Annotated in this window: 7 protein-coding genes; all 7 read left to right on the top strand. The window is 65.6% G+C overall.

The window, feature by feature from the left end; genetic code table 11:
• Nucleotides 1-225: 225 nt before the first annotated feature.
• The 7 genes from V6657_RS21480 to treY all read left to right on the top strand — a co-directional run bounded on the left by V6657_RS21480 (nucleotide 226) and on the right by treY (nucleotide 18,904).
• A complete protein-coding gene (locus V6657_RS21480; RefSeq protein WP_082170204.1) occupies nucleotides 226-3,783 on the top strand; it encodes a maltotransferase domain-containing protein in 3,558 nt (1,185 codons plus the stop codon).
• Nucleotides 3,780-7,265: a maltose alpha-D-glucosyltransferase gene (gene treS, locus V6657_RS21475; RefSeq protein WP_048933728.1), complete on the top strand. Its 3,486-nt coding sequence runs from the start codon at nucleotides 3,780-3,782 to the stop codon at nucleotides 7,263-7,265. The genes V6657_RS21480 and treS overlap by 4 nt, the downstream gene beginning before the upstream one ends.
• Nucleotides 7,262-9,565: a 1,4-alpha-glucan branching protein GlgB gene (glgB, locus tag V6657_RS21470; protein WP_048933729.1), complete on the top strand. Its 2,304-nt coding sequence runs from the start codon at nucleotides 7,262-7,264 to the stop codon at nucleotides 9,563-9,565. The genes treS and glgB overlap by 4 nt, the downstream gene beginning before the upstream one ends.
• Nucleotides 9,566-9,683: 118 nt before the next feature.
• Nucleotides 9,684-11,942 (top strand): glycogen debranching protein GlgX, encoded by a 2,259-nt coding sequence (gene glgX / locus V6657_RS21465; protein ID WP_048933730.1) that lies wholly within the window; start codon nucleotides 9,684-9,686, stop codon nucleotides 11,940-11,942.
• Nucleotides 11,939-13,762: a malto-oligosyltrehalose trehalohydrolase gene (treZ, locus tag V6657_RS21460; RefSeq protein ID WP_048933731.1), complete on the top strand. Its 1,824-nt coding sequence runs from the start codon at nucleotides 11,939-11,941 to the stop codon at nucleotides 13,760-13,762. The genes glgX and treZ overlap by 4 nt, the downstream gene beginning before the upstream one ends.
• A 13-nt stretch (nucleotides 13,763-13,775) precedes the next feature.
• Nucleotides 13,776-16,085: a 4-alpha-glucanotransferase gene (malQ, locus tag V6657_RS21455; RefSeq protein WP_048933732.1), complete on the top strand. Its 2,310-nt coding sequence runs from the start codon at nucleotides 13,776-13,778 to the stop codon at nucleotides 16,083-16,085.
• Entirely contained in the window at nucleotides 16,082-18,904 is a 2,823-nt protein-coding gene (gene treY / locus V6657_RS21450; protein ID WP_048933733.1) for a malto-oligosyltrehalose synthase, read from the top strand. Before malQ ends, treY begins: the two co-directional genes overlap by 4 nt.
• Nucleotides 18,905-18,984: the final 80 nt, after the last annotated feature.

Raw genomic sequence — 18,984 nt, 5'->3', positions numbered from 1 at the left:
CGTCGCCCACGCATTTCCCCCGGCTTCCACAAGCGATGTGCGGTATGCGCCATAGACGAAATTACACAGCGCACGCCCAGGTTGCACACGCTGCACGCGCCCTCTGGATAAGCGGATCACGCAAAGCCACGGCGCGGCACATCAGCACGGGGACGACGGGCAGCAGGTGTCCGATTGGCATGGCTCTTGCGCGACAACGTGGGTCAGTCGATCCGTGCCGCACCCATGCCCCCAATCCAACCGCCCAAGGGCACCAGCCCACGTAAGACCACTGCGGCGCTCAAGGCAACCAAGCCGCCCGGTAGCGAAGCGAAATCCGTAGCAAAGCCGACAACCCGGCTGTGGAAGGCGTCGGTCTATGCGCCCTCCATCTGCTATCTGCACCCATTGCAACTGGGTCGGCTGGACCGGTGGGAGGGTGTGCTCGACCGCATCACTTCGCTGGGCTTCGACCACGTGCTGATGGCACCGCCGTTTTCAGTGGGCACGGGCGGCAACGTATTCGTCACGCGTGACCACACGCAGTTACATGACGCACTGGGTGGCGGCCCGGCCGATGCAGCACTCGCCGCGCTTGCGGCGGCGTGCCGCACACGCGGACTCTCGCTGCTGCTCGATCTCGTGATTGATCGGATGGCCATCGACGCACCTTTGCGTGTCGATCACCCTGACTGGCTCTCCAGTCGAGCCGAAGACGGTGATGCGCTCGACCCACGCCTGCCGCCGTCGCATCTGGAAGTCGCTTCCTTCCACCATGACGATTCGCGCTATGCGGACGCCATCCTTGCGTGGTGGACGCAGCTGTTGCGCGCGTGGGTGGCGCTGGGCATCGATGGATTCCGCTGTGAAGCGCCAGCACGCCTTGCCGCGCCACGCTGGCGCACGCTCATCAACGCGGTGCGCGGAGACGGCGCCACACGGTTCCTCGCATGGACGCCCGGCATGGATGGCGCGGCTGTGGACACGCTGGCTGGGGTGGGTTTCGATGCCACGTTCTCGTCGCTGCGGTGGTGGGATTTTCGTGCGGGCTGGGTGGTCGAGGAGCATGCCCGGCTTGCGGCCGTGGCACCGCCCATTGCCACCGTGGAAGCACCGTTCGGCACGCGCTACGGCCAGGCATTTGGCGATACCACGGTGCGCGAGCGCGCCTATCGCCGCATCCTCCACGCCGCCGATGCACTTGACGCAGGGTGGCTCATGCCATGGGGCTTCGAACGCGGAGCCCTGCTGCCCATGCTGGCCGACCATGGCGATCCATCAGACCAGCAGTGGATCGATGCCCATGCGGCGTTCGATCTCAGCAATGCCGTGCGCGATGTGAACGCCACCATCCGCGCCGCACGGGACTCCGGAACGCTGGCGCCGAACGCTGAACTGCGCATGCTGACTGGGCCCGAGGCTCCAGTGAGTGCCCTGCTGCGTGCCGATGGCCCTGACCTGCGCGCCGGTGATGCGGCCACGCTCATCGTCATCAATCCGGACCTGCAACTGGGAGTGTCGGTCAATGCGGACCGCTTGCTGCCTGGCGTGGCTGGTGGCTTTACGCGTGGCGTGGTGCTGGACCAGTTGACCGAGCCCCCTGGCAGTTGCGACGACGCACTACGCCCCAGCGCCCGGCCACTGACGGAGATCGGTCTACCGCCCGGTGGCGTACAGGTCTGGCGCGTATTCCGCAGCGCGCCGGTACGGTATCTCGCACCGGCAAGGTCCAGCGCGGGAGCACGTGCAAAGTCCGGTGTTACCAAAGATCCCGCCAATGCCGCAGTCGCGGCGCCGCGCATTGCCATCGAGCAGGTCAGCCCTGCGGTAGACGATGGCCGCTTTGCCGCCAAGCGGCTGGTGGGCGACCACATCGTCGTCGAGGCCGATGTCTTGATGGATGGGCACGATCAATTGGCAGTGCGCCTGCTATGGCGTGCGCAAGACGAAGACGCGTGGCAGCAGGTACCGATGGTGCCATTGGGCAATGACCGCTGGCGAGGCGCATTCCGCCCCGAGCGGCTCGGCCGCCATGTCTACGCCATCGGCGCATGGCGCGACGCGTTTGGCACGTACCGCTCAGAACTGGAGAAGAAACACACCGCCGGCGTGGATGTGACACTGGAGCTGAACGAAGGCGCACAGCTGGTCGCACATGCTGCCGATCACGCCCCCAAGGACGCACCGGTGAGTGCCCTGCACAAGCTGGCCGATCTGCTGGCGCAGGCCGACCCAACGCATCGCCTGACTGTGCTGCTGGATCCGGCCACCGCGCGCGTGATGGCCCACGCGTCGGACTACCGACCGTTCTATACGGAGAGCGCCGCCTACCCGCTGGAGGTGGAGCGTGACGGTGCCGCGTTTGCGAGCTGGTACGAGTTGTTCCCGCGCTCCGCATCTGATGATGAACACAGGCATGGCACGTTTGACGACGTGATCCGCCGGCTGGGTGCCGTACGGGGCATGGGGTTCGATGTTCTGTACTTTCCGCCCATTCACCCGATCGGACGCACGAACCGCAAGGGCCGCAACAACAGCCTGCGCGCCAACGCAGACGATCCGGGCAGCCCCTACGCCATTGGCGCGCAGGAAGGCGGACACGACGCCATCCACCCCCAACTCGGCACGCTGGAGGACTTTCGCCGGCTGCGTGATCGTGCGCACGAGCACGGCCTGGAACTCGCACTGGATTTCGCCATCCAGTGTGCCCCCGACCACCCCTGGCTGCGCGAACACCCCGGCTGGTTTGCATGGCGCCCCGACGGCAGCATCAAGTACGCAGAAAACCCGCCCAAGAAGTACGAAGACATCGTCAACGTCGACTTCTACGCAGATGAAGCCAAACCCGCGCTATGGAACGCCCTGCGCGACGTGGTGATGTTCTGGGCCGATGAGGGCGTACGCCTGTTCCGCGTCGACAATCCGCACACCAAGCCGCTGCCGTTCTGGGAATGGATGATCGGTGAGGTGCGTGCGCGCTACCCCGATGCGGTGTTCCTGTCGGAAGCGTTCACGCGGCCCAAGGTGATGTACCGCTTGGCCAAGGTTGGGTTTTCACAGTCATACACGTACTTCACCTGGCGGCACACCAAGCAGGAGTTCATCGACTATCTGACTGAACTCACCCGCACGCCAGTGCGCGAGTACTTCCGCCCGCATTTTTTCGTCAATACGCCAGACATCAATCCCGTCTTCCTGCAAACGTCCGGGCGGCCAGGCTTCCTGATTCGCGCAGCGCTGGCGGCCACGCTATCGGGCCTCTGGGGCGTCTACAACGGCTTTGAGTTGTGCGAGGGGACGGCACTCCCGGGCAAGGAGGAATACCTCGATTCCGAGAAGTACCAGCTACGCGCGTGGGACCACGACCGCCCCGGCAACATCGTGCGTGAGATTGCGCTGCTCAATCGCATACGCCGCGCCAATCCGGCGCTGCACTCGCACCTGGGTGTGGCCTTTCAGCCAGCCTCGAGTGAGCACATCCTGTTTTTCAGCAAATCGACGCCGCCTGCACTGCCGAGCAACCCGGCGGACCTGGCCAACGCCCCATCGCCTGAACACTTTGGCGACAACACGCTGTTCATTGCCATCAACCTCGACCCGCATCACGCGCACGCATCGGACATTGAACTGCCGTTGTGGCAATGGGGCCTGCCCGACCACGGCGCGCTGATGGCCGAAGACCTCGTCAGCGGCCAGCGTACTGTGTGGCGCGGCAAGTGGCAGCACATCCATCTCGAACCGGCGCAGCCGTTTGCCATCTGGCGCGTGCGCCCCGCCCTGCCATCGGAGGAGCAGCCGTCATGACGCGCAATCCGACCACATTGCTGGTGGACGATCCACTCTGGTACAAGGACGCCGTCATCTACCAACTGCACGTCAAATCGTTCTGCGATTCCAACAACGACGGCGTGGGCGATTTTCCGGGCCTGATCTCCAAGCTCGACTACATCGCCGAGTTGGGCGTGGATGTCGTCTGGCTGTTGCCGTTCTATCCATCGCCCAGGCGGGACGACGGCTACGACATCGCGGAATACCGTGGCGTGCACCCGGATTACGGCACCATGGCCGACGCGCGCCGCTTCATCTCCGAGGCACATGCGCGCGGCCTGCGCGTGATCACCGAGCTGGTCATCAACCATACGTCAGACCAGCATCCGTGGTTCCAGCGCGCTCGGCGGGCCAAGCCGGGTTCCGCGCTGCGCGACTTCTATGTGTGGTCCGACCACGACAAGAAATACGCCGGCACGCGCATCATCTTCATCGACAGCGAGCCCTCCAACTGGACGTGGGACCCGGTGGCCAACGCTTACTACTGGCACCGCTTCTATTCCCACCAGCCCGACCTGAACTTTGACAACCCGCGCGTGCTCAAGGCCGTGATCGGCGTCATGAAGTTCTGGCTCAACCTGGGTGTGGATGGCCTGCGGCTGGACGCCGTTCCCTACTTGGTGGAGCGCGAAGGTACCTCCAACGAGAACCTGCCCGAAACGCACGAGGTGCTGCGCAAGATACGCGCAGCCATGGACGCTGAATTCAAGAACCGCCTGCTGCTGGCCGAAGCCAACCAGTGGCCCGAAGACACGCAGGAATACTTTGGCGCCGGTGACGAGTGCCACATGGCCTTCCACTTCCCGCTCATGCCACGCATGTACATGGCGATCGCGCGCGAAGACCGCTTCCCGATCACCGACATCATGCGGCAGACGCCGGAGGTGCCCGACGCCTGCCAGTGGGCGATCTTCCTGCGCAACCATGACGAGCTGACGCTGGAGATGGTGACCGACGCCGAACGCGATTACCTGTGGGAGGTCTATGCCAGCGACCGCCGCGCGCGCCTGAACCTGGGCATCCGACGCCGCCTTGCGCCGCTGCTGGAGCGCGACCGTCGCCGTGTGGAGCTGATGAACAGCCTGCTCTTCTCGATGCCCGGCACACCCGTCATGTACTACGGCGACGAGATCGGCATGGGCGACAACATCCACCTGGGCGACCGCGACGGCGTGCGCACGCCCATGCAGTGGTCCCCCGATCGCAACGGCGGCTTCTCGCGTGCAGACCCGGAGCAGCTTGTGCTACCGGCCATCATGGGTTCGCTGTACGGCTATGAATCGGTGAATGTGGAGGCGCAGAGCCGCGATGCGCATTCGCTGCTGAACTGGACGCGCAGGTTGCTCGCCACACGCAAGCGACATCGTGTGTTCGGACGCGGCTCCATCCAGTTCCTGCAGCCGGCCAATCGCAAGGTGCTGGCGTATATCCGTGCGCTGGAAGGGGAACCCCCCATCCTGTGCGTGGCCAATCTGTCGCGCGCCTCACAGGCGGTGGAACTGGACTTGGCGGCCTTTGCACAGCGCGTGCCATTGGAGTTGATAGGCGGGACGGCGTTCCCCCCCATTGGCCAGCTGTCGTATCTGCTCACGCTGCCGCCGTATGCCTTCTATTGGTTGGAGTTGCGCGAGAACGAGCCTGGCCCGAGCTGGGCACAGCCTGCTGCCGAGCAGTTGCCCGAGTTCACCACGCTGGTACTGCGCGCGGGACTCGACACCCTGGCGGATACACGCCAGCGTGAGGCACACCGCGCTCTGATCGAGCACGAAATCCTGCCCGCGTACCTGCCAAAACGCCGCTGGTTTGCCGCCAAGGACAGCGTGCTGCGCAGCGCGAAGTTTGCGTGGGGCGCAGCGGTGCCGGTCGATGCCGCCTCCACCAATCGTCCGCTGGCCGGTGCGACGCGGCCTGAAGTGTTCTTGAACGAAGTCGCCGTCACGCTCGGCAATGCCGACAACACGGAACGTATCGAGCGCTACCTGCTGCCGCTGTCCATTGCGTGGGAATCTGCCACGTTGCCGGCGTTGCCGGTTCAACTGGCGCTGGCGCGCGTACGGCGCGGCCGCCATGTCGGCTACCTGACCGACGCCTTCACCACCGAAACCTTTGCCCGTGCGCTGCTGACCAACCTCGTGCGCGGCGCCACGCTGCAAGCCAACGACGGCACGGTCTGCTTTGAACCCGAATCGATCCTTGCTGAATTGGCTGAACCGGCCGAGAACCCGCAGACCAGCTCCGTGCGCCCCGCACCGCTGCCCCTGGCACCTGATGCGCCCATCCATTGGCTGGCGGCGGAGCAGTCGAACAGCTCGCTGGTGATTGGCGATTCCGTCATCGTCAAGTTGATCCGCCGCATCGCGAACGGTATCCATCCTGAAGTGGAGATGACACGCCATCTCACGCGCGTGGGCTATGCCAACACGGCGGCGCTGATCGGCGAGATCTCTCACCACGGCGCCGATGGCGAGCGCGCCACGCTGGCCGTCATGCAAAGTTTCGTCCCCAATCAGGGCGATGCGTGGACCTGGGCGCTGGACTACCTGCGCCGCACCATCGACGAACTGGCCGTGGTGACCGAAGGCGTCACCGCAGGAGACGGTGAATCCTCCCCGGTAGCGGTAACGGAGGCCCGCGTGGATACCGACGAGGCACTGGCCGGCTACACCGGCTTCATCGGCATGATCGGCACGCGCCTGGGTGAGCTGCACGCGGCGCTGGCCCAGCCAACGACAGATGCGAACTTCGATGTACGTCTGGCCGATACCGACGATGCAACCTACTGGACAGCGCGTGTGACCGAGCAGCTCGCCCGCGCACTGGACCACCTGGCCACCTGGCAACAACAGAGCGATCCGCACCCCGACGTGCAGTGGCTGCTGTCACAGCGGGAGCCGTTGCTGAGCGCTGCACGCACGCTTGCCGACAACGGCCTGGGTACCCGGCTCTCGCGCATTCATGGCGACTTCCACCTCGGCCAGGTTCTGGTGGCGCAGGGCGATGCCTTCCTGATCGATTTCGAAGGCGAACCCTCACGGCCCGTAGAAGAGCGCAGGCGCAAGACCAGCCCGCTACGCGACGTTGCCGGGTTGATGCGCTCGCTGGACTACGTGGTGGGCGCCATGCGGCAACACCCCGAGCATGTGGCAGGCCCGGCAAGGGAGCGTCGCGATCAGTTGTTGGAACTGTTCCTTGCCGCCTCCACCGAGCGCTTCCTCGAAGGCTATGCGGCCGCCATTCGCGGGCCCGACCTCGGCGCGACCGACCAACCCGTCATCAACCTTGCGCTGCTCGATCTCTTCCTGCTGGAGAAGGCCGCATACGAGGTCAACTATGAAGCGGCCAACCGGCCCGCCTGGCTGCTGATTCCACTGAGTGGCCTCACCCGCGTGGCACGCCGGGTGTTGCATGCAGAACCGCCGCTGCGGGCCGCGGAAACCACAACCGGAGGCCCGTCATGAGCGCGCTCGACTTTGCTCCACCCAAGGCGCAGGCCACGGCCCGACCTGTCGTGGTGCCGCCGCCGGGCGTGGACTCAGCCACGATCGACGCACTCGTGCACGGCCGCTTGGGCGATCCGTTTGCGGTGCTGGGGCCCCATCGCGTACCAACCGACGAAGGACCGTGCTGGATGGTGCGTACGTTCCAGCCGGGGGCCCGTCGCGTGCAGTTGATCGACGCTCACGGGCAGGTCATCACCGAGTTGACACCGGTCGGCCCCACCGGCCTCTTTCATGGGCGACTGCTTGCCGATGCCCAACGCGAATCCGACCATCCGGAGCCCTACCGGCTGCGCATCATCTGGCCCTTCGGTACCGGCCATGAAGCGGTGCAGGAAACCGAAGACCCCTACGCGTTCGGTCTGCTGCTGGGCGATCTGGATCTGCATCTGATCAACGAGGGGACGCACCGGGCATTGGCGCGTTGCCTGGGCGCTCAGGCCATGAAGGTCGATGGCATCGCAGGCGTGCGGTTCTCCGTATGGGCACCCAATGCACAACGCGTCTCGGTGGTCGGTGACTTCAATCGGTGGGACGGCCGGCACCATCCGATGCGCCGGCGCCACCAAGCGGGCGTGTGGGAGCTGTTCTTGCCGCAAGGCCTTGGCGTGGGCCCAGGCGCGCGCTACAAGTTCGAACTGATCGGCGCTGACGGCCAGTTGCTCGTCAAGTCGGACCCCGTTGCGCGCCAGACCGAACCACCACCCGCCACGGCGTCCGTGGTGGCCGATCCGGCGGCCTTTCGCTGGGGCGATACCGCCTGGATGCAGACGCGCGCGCAACGTCAGCAACCCGATGCCCCCATCGCCATCTATGAAGTGCACGCCGGCTCGTGGCTGCGCGATCTCGAAGCCGGCGGCCGCAGCTTGCGCTGGGACGAACTGGCCGATCGCCTGATCCCGTATGTCAGAGCCCTGGGCTTCACGCACATTGAACTACTGCCGGTTGCAGAACACCCATTTGGCGGCAGTTGGGGCTACCAGCCGCTCGGGCTGTTCGCACCGTCTGCGCGCTTCGGCGCACCCGAAGCGTTCGCACGCTTTGTTGACCGTTGCCACCAGGCCAACATCGGTGTCATCGTCGACTGGGTACCTGCACATTTTCCAACCGACGCGCATGGCCTGGCCCGCTTTGACGGCACGGCACTCTATGAGCACCAAGACCCGCGCGAGGGCTTTCATCAGGACTGGAATACCCTCATCTACAACTTCGGCCGCAATGAAGTGCGTGGCTTCCTGATCGCCAGCGCACTGGAATGGCTGGAGCACTTTCACATCGACGGCCTGCGCGTGGATGCCGTGGCCTCGATGCTCTACCGAGACTACTCGCGCCGCGCCGATGAGTGGGTCCCCAACCGCTACGGAGGCCGCGAGAACCTGGAAGCGACGACCTTCCTCCAGCAGATGAACACGGTGGTGCACGAACGCTGCCCCGGCGCCATCACCATTGCCGAAGAATCGACCGCCTGGCCCGGTGTGACTGCCCCAGTGGACGTCAACGGCCTCGGGTTCGACTACAAATGGAACATGGGCTGGATGCACGACACGCTGCACTACATGCAGCGCGACCCGGTGTACCGCCAGCACCACCACGACGGTCTGACCTTTGGGTTGGTCTATGCGTTTTCCGAGCACTTCATCCTGCCCATCTCCCATGACGAAGTGGTACACGGCAAGGGCTCGCTGCTGGGCAAGATGCCGGGCGATGCATGGCAACGCCTGGCCAATCTGCGTGCCTACCTCGCCTTCATGTGGACGCATCCCGGTAAGAAGCTGCTCTTCATGGGCTGCGAGATCGGGCAGCTAGGCGAATGGAACCATGATGCCTCGCCAGAGTGGCATCTATTGGACGACCCGCGACACCGCGGCGTGCAGCGCCTGGTGCATGACCTCAACGCGCTCTACCGCAATGAGCCAGCCCTGCATGTGCGGGACTGCGCGCCCGAAGGGTTCAACTGGGTCGTCGGCGACGACCGCGTCAACAGCGTGTTCGCCTATCTGCGCCTGGACGACGCGGGGCGGCCGATGCTGGTAGTGGCCAACATGACACCGGTACCACGCGATGGATACCGCATTGGCGTGCCCCCAGTCGATGGGGCCGTGCGCTGGCGGGAAGTGCTGAACACCGATGCAGCCATTTATGGCGGAAGCAATCTGGGGAATGGTGGAGCAGTGGATGTCGACCATGTGCCATCGCATGGACAGGGGCAGTCGTTGGTTTTGCGGTTGCCTCCGCTGTCGGTTGTTGTGCTTAAGGTTTGAATTTTTGGGTTTTTGATTTTCTGGTTGTGGTGCATCCCTTGTTTCAGCCCCGGCAGGGGACGAAACGGAAGCAAACCACCAAGACAAGAGACACACCAAGGCACCACCGCACCACACAATGCTCCGCCTCCCAACCACGCTAGCCCCCGGCAAGCCCTACCCCCTAGGCGCCCAGTGGGACGGCCTGGGTATCAACTTCGCCGTCTTCTCCGCCAACGCCAGCAAGATCGAGCTATGCATCTTCGACCCCACTGGCCGCAAGGAGCTGCGCCGCTTTGCGCTGCCCGAATGTACCGACGAAATCTGGCACGGCTACCTGCCCGGTGTAGAAGCGGGCCTCGTCTACGGCTATCGCGCCTATGGCCCCTGGGAGCCCCATCTCGGTCACCGCTTCAACCCGCACAAGCTGCTGCTCGACCCCTACGCCCATCAGCTGATCGGCACGCTGCGCTGGTCTGACGCGCTCTTCGGGTACCGGCTGAACTCCAACCGCGCCGACTTCTCGTTCGACCGCCGCGACAGCGCGCCGGCCATGCCCAAGGCCATCGTGACCGACGAATCGTTCAACTGGGGCAACGACGTTCGCCCCAACACGCCGTGGTCGCAAACCGTCATCTACGAGGCCCACTTGCGGGGCCTGTCGATGCTGCGCGACGACCTGCTGCCGCCCGAGCGCGGCACGTTTCAAGCGCTGGGGGATGCTGCACTGATCGAGCATCTTCAGAAGCTGGGCATCACGGCCGTGGAGCTGCTGCCCATCCATGCATTCCTGCACGATCAGTTCCTGATCGAGCGCGGCCTGCGCAACTACTGGGGCTACAACACGCTGTGCTTCTTTGCGCCAGAGCCTTCGTACCTGTCGGCGCCGTCGCTGCACGAACTGAAAGTGGCGATCCGGCGGCTGCATGCCGCCGGCATCGAGGTGTTTCTTGACGTGGTCTACAACCACACCTGCGAGGGCAATGAACTGGGGCCGACGCTGTCGTTTCGCGGCCTGGACAACGCCAGCTATTACCGCCTCGTGCCCGGTCAGGAACGCTACTACATCAACGACACCGGCTGCGGCAACACGCTCAACCTGTCGCATCCGCGTGTGCTGCAGATGGTGATGGACTCGCTGCGCTACTGGGTCAGTGCATTCCATATCGACGGCTTCCGCTTCGACCTCGGCGTCACGCTGGGCCGTGAAGACGGCGGCTTCGACACCGGTTCCGGCTTCTTCGATGCGGTGCGCCAGGACCCCTTGCTCAGCACCGTCAAGCTCATCGCCGAACCATGGGACGTTGGCCCCGACGGCTATCAGGTCGGCAATCATCCGCCCGGATTTGCCGAATGGAACGACCGCTTTCGCGACGGCGTGCGTCGCTTCTGGCGCGGAGACTCCGGCCAGCGCCCGGACCTGGCTGCCCGCCTCACCGGCAGCGGCGATCTGTTCGACCGCCGACATCGCCGGCCCTGGGCGTCAATCAACTACGCTGCCTCGCACGACGGCTTTACGCTGCGCGATCTCGTCACTTACGGCAGCAAGCACAACGAGGCCAACGGCGAGGACAACCGCGACGGCCACAATGACAATTGCAGCGCCAACTGGGGGGTGGAAGGCCCGACGGACGATCCAGCCATCTGCACGCTGCGTGAACGCGTGATGCGCGCGCAGTTGGCAACGGTGCTCTTTTCCAACGGCACACCGATGCTGCTGGCAGGCGATGAGTTTGGCCGAACGCAAGGTGGCAACAACAACGCGTACTGCCAGGACAACGCAGTGTCGTGGCTCGATTGGTCGCTGCTGCAAACGGATGCGGGTCAGGCGCTGGCGCGCTTCACCGCACGATTGATCGCGCTGCGCAAAGCAAGCGCCGCGCTGCACTGGCCGCACTATGTGCATGGCAACACTGAAATCCTGCCCGGCGTGCCAGACATCGCCTGGTTTGACGAGCGCGGCCAGGAGCTCTCGCCCGATGCCTGGAACGACGGTGAAGCGCGCGCACTGATGCTGCGCCGTGCCTGCATCGAGCACGTTGATGGTGGGACCCGCCCGCATGTGGCACTGCTGCTCGTCAACGGTGCCGCCGCCGACCTCACCTTCACGCTGCCGGAGCCGGCCATGGACTGGTTGCTGGCCGTCGACAGCGCAGCCCCCGAGAACGATGCACGGCCGTTCACCGGCGGCACGTTGAAGGTGGCCGGGCGCAGCGTAGCGCTGCTGCTCGCCACGCAACTCGCAGCCATCGCGCAGATTGCCGGGCAGCCCGACGCTGAAGCCCGCCATGAAACGATCACGCATCCGGCGCAAACGCCTGCCGGCACGCCGGATGCGACACCGAGGGATCCGGACCACATCGCCCCCACCGCCAGCAATGGAGACCTGACACCATGACCGTACTCGCCAACCGGTTCGTGCATGACATGCCCTTTGGGGCCGCCGTGCTGGCAAATGGCACAACGCGCTTTCGCCTGTGGGCACCGGACGCTGCCAAAGCATGGGTCGAATTCGATAACGGCGACACCGTACGCATGAGCACCGAGCCCGACGGCTGGTATGCAGCCGTTGCCCCTATCGGCGCCAGCGCAGGCTATCGCTACCGCATCGTCGACGGCGAGGGCGTCACCCTGTCGGTACCGGATCCCGCCGCACGCGCGCAATGGCAGGATCTGGCCGGGTCCAGCATCGTCATCGACGCCGCCCGCTACTACTGGCGCCACCCGGAGTGGCGCGGGCGGCCCTGGCACGAGACGGTGCTCTATGAATTGCATGTCGGCGCGCTGGGGGGGTTTAACGGTGTACGCGCACGACTGCCCGAACTGGCACGTCTGGGTATCACGGCTGTCGAACTCATGCCGGTCGCGGAGTTTCCAGGCGCACGTAACTGGGGCTACGACGGCGTGCTGCCCTTCTCGCCCGAAGCCAGCTATGGCAGCCCAGACGACCTCAAGGCGCTGATCGACACCGCGCACGGGCTCGGCATCATGGTCTTCCTGGACGTGGTCTACAACCACTTCGGGCCGGACGGCAACTACCTGCACCATTACGCGCGCCGCTTCTTTCGCGACGATGTGCATACGCCTTGGGGCGCCGCCATCGACTTTCGTGTGCCGGAGGTGCGCGAGTTCTTTATCCAGAACGCGCTGATGTGGCTGATGGAGTATCGCTTCGATGGCCTGCGGCTCGACGCCGTGCACGCCATCACGGAGCGCGACTGGCTGGGCGAACTGGCAGCGCGCGTGCGCTTGGCGGTAGAGCCCGGCCGACACGTTCACCTTGTGCTTGAAAACGAACAGAACACCGCCACGCTGTTGGGCGACGCGGGCCCCTTCGCGGCCCAGTGGAATGATGACGGCCATAACGTGCTGCACGTGCTGCTGACCGGAGAACACGAGGCCTACTACGCTGCCTATGCCGACAGCCCCGCGCGGCGTCTGGCACGTGTGCTGCAGGACGGCTTCTGCTACCAGGGCGAAGCGTCGCCCATTCACGATAACGCCCCGCGCGGCGAGCCCAGCGCGCATCTGCCGCCGACCTCCTTCGTGCTGTTCCTGCAGAACCACGACCAGATCGGCAACCGCGCCATGGGCGAACGGCTGACGCAGCTTGCGCACCCGGATGCGCTACGCGCAGCCCATGCGCTGCTGCTGTTAAGCCCGCAGATTCCGATGCTGTTCATGGGTGAGGAATGGGGTGCCCGGTGTCCCTTCCTGTACTTCACCAGCCACCGCGGCACGCTGGCAGACGCGGTGCGCGAAGGGCGCAGGCGCGAGTTTGCAAAGTTCACGGCGTTCGCCGATCCGCGCCAGCGTGAGCGCATCCCCGACCCAAACGACGAGCACACCTACCTGGCCTCATGGCCGGGTGAGGCCAGCTTGGCCGACCCCGAGCAACTCGGCTGGCTCAGCCGCACACATGCCTTGCTGGCCCTGCGCCACACGCACATCGTGCCGCGCCTGGCCGGCGCCCGCGCGCTCGATGCCCTGCCGCTCGGCAGCGCCGGTGCGCTGGCGCGCTGGCGTCTCAATGACGGCTGCATCCTGACCTTGGTGCTCAACCTGGGGGCGCAGCCGGTGGCCTTACCTACCGCGCTCGCGGGCGACCCCGCCGATCTGCTGTACGAATCGCGCGAAGGCGTGGCAACCGCACTCGCGGCGCACCACATGCCGGCACGGGCGTGCGTTGCCCTGCTGCACACGCCATCCCCCATGTAGGCACACATCGGCCATGAACGAACGCAGCCACCCGCCACGCCCCAGCATTCCCCGTTCAGCGCTTCACCAACTGGCGTCTGATGCCGGCCTGCTGGTCGATTGGGAAGACGCCTCCGGCCACCCCATGCACGTAGCCGACGACGTGCTGCGTACCGTATTGAATGCGCTGGGCCTGCCGGCCGATACATCGGCGGAGGTTTCGCAAAGCCGGGACCACCTGCGCGCCGAGGCCAAAGACGCTGCCGTCCCCAAACTGGTCACCGGCGTGGCTGGACGACCCATCGCGCTGGACACCATGGCGCCGCAAGCCACGCTGCTTGACGGTCAGGCTTACCGCATTGAGTTCGAACACGGTGGCGGCACCGCCGGCCGAATCCAAGTTCATGCCGATCAGCATAGCCTGCAACTACGCCTGCCCCCGGTGGATGTGCCCGGGTATCACCACCTGCACATTCATGCCGGCCCCGGCACCGTCATTGAAGCAACATTGGCCATAGCGCCATCGCGCTGCTACGGCGTAGCTGACGCGTTGCGCGAACGGGATCGGCCGACCGACGCACGCCTGTGGGGCGGCTCGGCACAGCTCTATGGGTTGCGCCACGGCCCGCCGCACGGCAGCGAACAGGCCGCTTGCAGCGCTGGCCTGGGCGACTACACCGCCGCCGCCGAACTGGCGCAGCAGCTTGCGCAGCACGGCGCCGACGCGCTGGCGCTAAGCCCTGTGCACGCCATGTTTAGCGCCGAGGCACATCGATATTCACCGTACTCACCGTCCAGCCGGCTGTTCCTGAACGCGTGGCTGATTGACCCCGCCGCGCTGTTCGGCACCGAGGTCGTGCGCCAAGCCGTGATCGACCACGGGCTGGTAGACGACTACGCACGCCTGGAAGCCGCCACCCTGATCGACTGGCAAGCCAGCGGCGCCGCCCGGTTGACGGTACTGCGCGCACTGCACCGTCGGATGCTGCAGGGCACCGATGACACCGCCCACCGGCTGCGCAATGCATGTCATGCACACTGCGCGGCAGCTGGCCGCGCGCTGCTCGATCACGCACGCTTTGAGGCGCTGCACTCCCATCTGCACGCCAGCGGTAAAAGGGCTGCGCACTGGCAAGAATGGCCCGCGCAATACCAAGACCCGGCAGGTATGGCTGTGCAGGCCTTTGCACGGGAACATCAGGAAGAGGTCGACTTCCACCTCTTCCTGCAATGGGCGGCAGCACACCAGCTCGCCCACGCGCAACGTGCTGCCAAAGACGCCGGCATGGCCGTTGGGTTAATCGCCGATCTGGCCGTGGGTACCGACAGCGCCGGCAGTCACGCATGGGCGCAGCAGCAAGCGCTACTGATCGGGCTAACGGTGGGCGCGCCGCCCGACGTATTCAACGCACAGGGCCAAAACTGGGGCCTGACCACCTTCAACCCGCGGGCGATGCGCACCCAGGGCTTTGCGGCTTTCATCGAGATGCTGCGTGCGGTGATGGCCATACCGGGCGGCATCCGCATCGACCACGTGCTCGGCCTCATGCGGCTGTGGGTGATCCCCGAAGGGGCGCGCCCGCTCGACGGTGTGTACCTGCGCTATCCACTGCAAGACCTGCTGCGGCTCGTGGCGCTGGAGTCCTGGCGCAACCGCTGCATCGTCATCGGTGAGGACCTCGGCACCGTACCGGCCGGCCTGCGTGATCAGCTGGCCAACGATGGCCTGCTGGGCATGCGCATTCTCTGGTTTGAGCGCGACTACGCGCAGGAGCATGCGCCGTTCCGCCCGCCGCATACGTGGACACCGGCCTCCGTGGCCATGACCAGCACGCACGATCTGCCCACGCTGGTTGGCTGGTGGATTGGCAATGACCTGCATTGGCAGGGGAAGCTGGGCCTGCTGCCCGTCGGCATGAGCCTGAGCCAGGCGCACGTGCAGCGCATGGCCGATCGCACAGCACTGATCAAGGCCTTTGTTGAGCACAACCGATACGTACTGGCCGCGGGTGGCGTACCGACCATCGACACAGCACCGCTGCAGACTGCACTGGAGCAGGTGCGCAGCGCCACCGCAGCCCAGGCCGATGCCATCCTGCAAGCGACCGCACAGGCCTTTGCCACTGCGGCCACGGCCTTTACGGGTGCCGCGCCCACACCGCTTGCACTGACGCCGCTGGAAGACCTGCTGGGGCTGGTCGAGCAACCCAACCTGCCGAGCACCATCGACACCCATCCGAACTGGCGCCGCCGGCTGCCCGGGTCTGCCGTTGCGCTGCTGCAAACCCCGGTTGTGCGGACACGCCTGACGGCCCTCGCTCACGCACGCGCGGCCATGCCATGAACTTGCCTGCCGCACCGCCGCCACCTGCACCGGTCCGGCCGATACCTCGCGCTACCGTACGGCTGCAACTGCACAGCGGTTTTACGTTCGACCACGCGCGGGCACGACTCGACGATTTCGTTGCGCTGGGTATTTCGCACCTCTACACCTCCCCCATCACGACGGCGCAGCCCGGCTCGCTCCACGGCTACGACGTGGTCGATCCAACACGCGTGAACCCCGAACTGGGTGGCGAAGCTGCGCTGGGGCAACTGGTAGACGCACTGCACACGCGCAACATGGGGCTGATCGTCGACATCGTCCCCAACCACATGAGTGTGGGTGGCGCACACAATGCATGGTGGCTGGACGTTCTGGAGTCGGGCCCCGACAGCGCTTACGCCAACGTCTTCGACATTGATTGGCAACCAGCCAATCCAGCATTACGCAACAAGGTGCTCGCCCCGTTCCTGGGCGAGACCTACGCCGATGCGCTCGCCGCCGGGCACCTGCGGCTCGCGTTCGACATCGCCACCGCTCGGCTGGCGATTGCGTACCACGATCACCGGTTCCCGATTGCCCTGGCGGACTACGCAACGGTACTGCGGATAGACAACGCCGGCCCCGCCGCAGATGCCGTGGCCGAGCGCTTTGCCCAGCTGGGCGCCGTCCGCTCACTGCGCACCCGCCGCGATCAGGCAGAGCAGGCGCGCGATGCCCTGCGCAACCTGGCCGCTACGGAATCGGGCGCAGCACAGATCACCGGCGCCTTGCGCACGCTCAATGCGCAACCCGAACGCCTCGATGCACTGATGCAGCGTCAACATTGGCGCCTCGCGCGTTGGTACACCGCCAACGACGAGATCAACTGGCGGCGCTTCTTTGACATCACGTCGCTGGCGGGGCTGCGCGTGGAGCGCACCGAGGTCTTCGAAGCCACGCATGCGCTGCTGTTCCGGCTCTATCGCCAGGGGTGGATTGACGGTGTGCGGATCGACCACGTCGATGGCCTGGCAGAACCCGCCCTCTACTGTCGCCAACTGCGCCGGCGCCTGCTGGTCGAGCATGCCGGCCGCCCGGCCAGCCGCCGTGTCGGCCGGCCGTGGATGATCGTGGAAAAGATCCTCGGCAGCGACGAACCCATGCGCACCGACTGGGGCATCGACGGGACCAGCGGCTACGATTTCATGAACCAGGTGGGCGCGCTGCTGCATGACGCGCAGGGCGAAGCCGCGCTGACGCAGGGCTGGCTCGAATGGATCGGCGCGCCGGCTTCTGAAGCTCTTTTTTCAGCAACGGCATTGCCTGCGCGGCGGCAGATCCTGCACGAGCACTTCGCAGCGGACCTGGACACGGCCACCACCGCACTGCACACGCTGGCGCAGCAACAGCGCGTGAGCTACGACATCACATGGCACGCCATCCGCCGCGCGCTGGCCGAGGTGGTCGTCCACTTTCCGGTATATCGCACGTATGCCAACGCTCACGGGCGCGATGCACAGGATGCCGCCATCATGCGAGCCGCCATGGCAGGCGCCGCCACACGACTGCGGCACGTCGATCAAGCCGCGCTGCAATGGCTCGATACCTGGATGGGTGCAAACCCGACCGGGCATGACAGGCTGCACCAACTGGCACTCAGGCGCTGTCAGCAGTTGACATCGCCCGTGGCCGCCAAGGCGGTGGAAGACACGGCGTGCTACCGCTATGGGCGGCTGCTGTCGCGCAACGAAGTCGGCGCCGATCCGGGTGAGTTTGCCATCAGCACCGCTGCGTTTCATCACGCCATGCAGGCGCGTTCCCACACCTGGCCGCATGCCATGCTGACCACCGCCACACACGACCACAAGCGCGGCGAAGATGTACGTGCGCGTCTGGCCGTGCTATCTGAGCGGCCCGCGCAATGGCTCGCGGCGGTCCACCAGTGGCGTACGAGACATGCCGCCTGGGTGCACCACCTGCCCAGCGGGCCGGCCCCCTCACCCGCCGCACAGTGGATGCTGTACCAGACCCTGGTGGGCATGTGCCCGGCCGACCTGGACTGGCATGACGCGGGCGCCATGCACGCGCTGGCAGAACGCGCCGCGCAGTGGCAGGAAAAAGCCCAGCGCGAAGCCAAGCTGCGCACGGATTGGTTTGCACCCGACACCGCGTACGAAGCCATCAGCCGCGATTTCGTCTTCACGCTGCTGACGGGCGATGCCGCCGCCGACTTCCTACCGTCGCTGGCGGTATTGGTGCGGGAACTGGCGCCGGCCGCCGCCATCAACGGCCTGACGCAGACCGTGCTGCGCGCAACGCTGCCTGGCGTGCCCGACTTGTATCAAGGCACCGATTTCTGGGATACCAGCCTGGTCGATCCTGACAATCGCCGCCCTGTCGACTACGCCATGCGCCATCGCACATTGCGGGCACTGTGCGCGCACGGCGACGATACCCTCGCACCGCTGCTCACACACTGGGCAGACGGCCGTATCAAGCAAGCCGTGCTGGCGCGTGCGCTGGGCGTGCGCGCCTTGTTACCAGAGGTGTTCGAGTCCGGTAGCTACCAGCCGCTGACCATCACCGGCAGCGCTGCCGCACACGTGCTGGCGTTTGCGCGTCAGCACGCAGAGCAGACCGTGGTCGTCATCGTGCCGCTGCACGTCACGCCGTTGCTCGGGCGCAGCTCAACGCCAGCGTTTCCTCCGGGCGCATGGCGCGACACCACGGTCTGTCTGCCATCGGCCCTGTCGCATGTGACGCTGCACAGCGCCTTTGACAGGCAAACGCTGCACGCGCCGCGTTTGGCACTGGGGCAAGTACTCGCCCATTTGCCCGTCGCACTGCTACATACCTGATCGCACCGGCGGCCAGCCGGTCACGGGTTAACACCGACTGCACCCTCCCGTCGCCCGCTCTAGAATTCCTCTATTCATAT

The sequence above is a fragment of the Ralstonia sp. RRA genome (assembly GCF_037023145.1).
In the GTDB taxonomy this organism is placed as follows: domain Bacteria; phylum Pseudomonadota; class Gammaproteobacteria; order Burkholderiales; family Burkholderiaceae; genus Ralstonia.
This window is presented reverse-complemented; position numbering and strand designations above follow the sequence as displayed.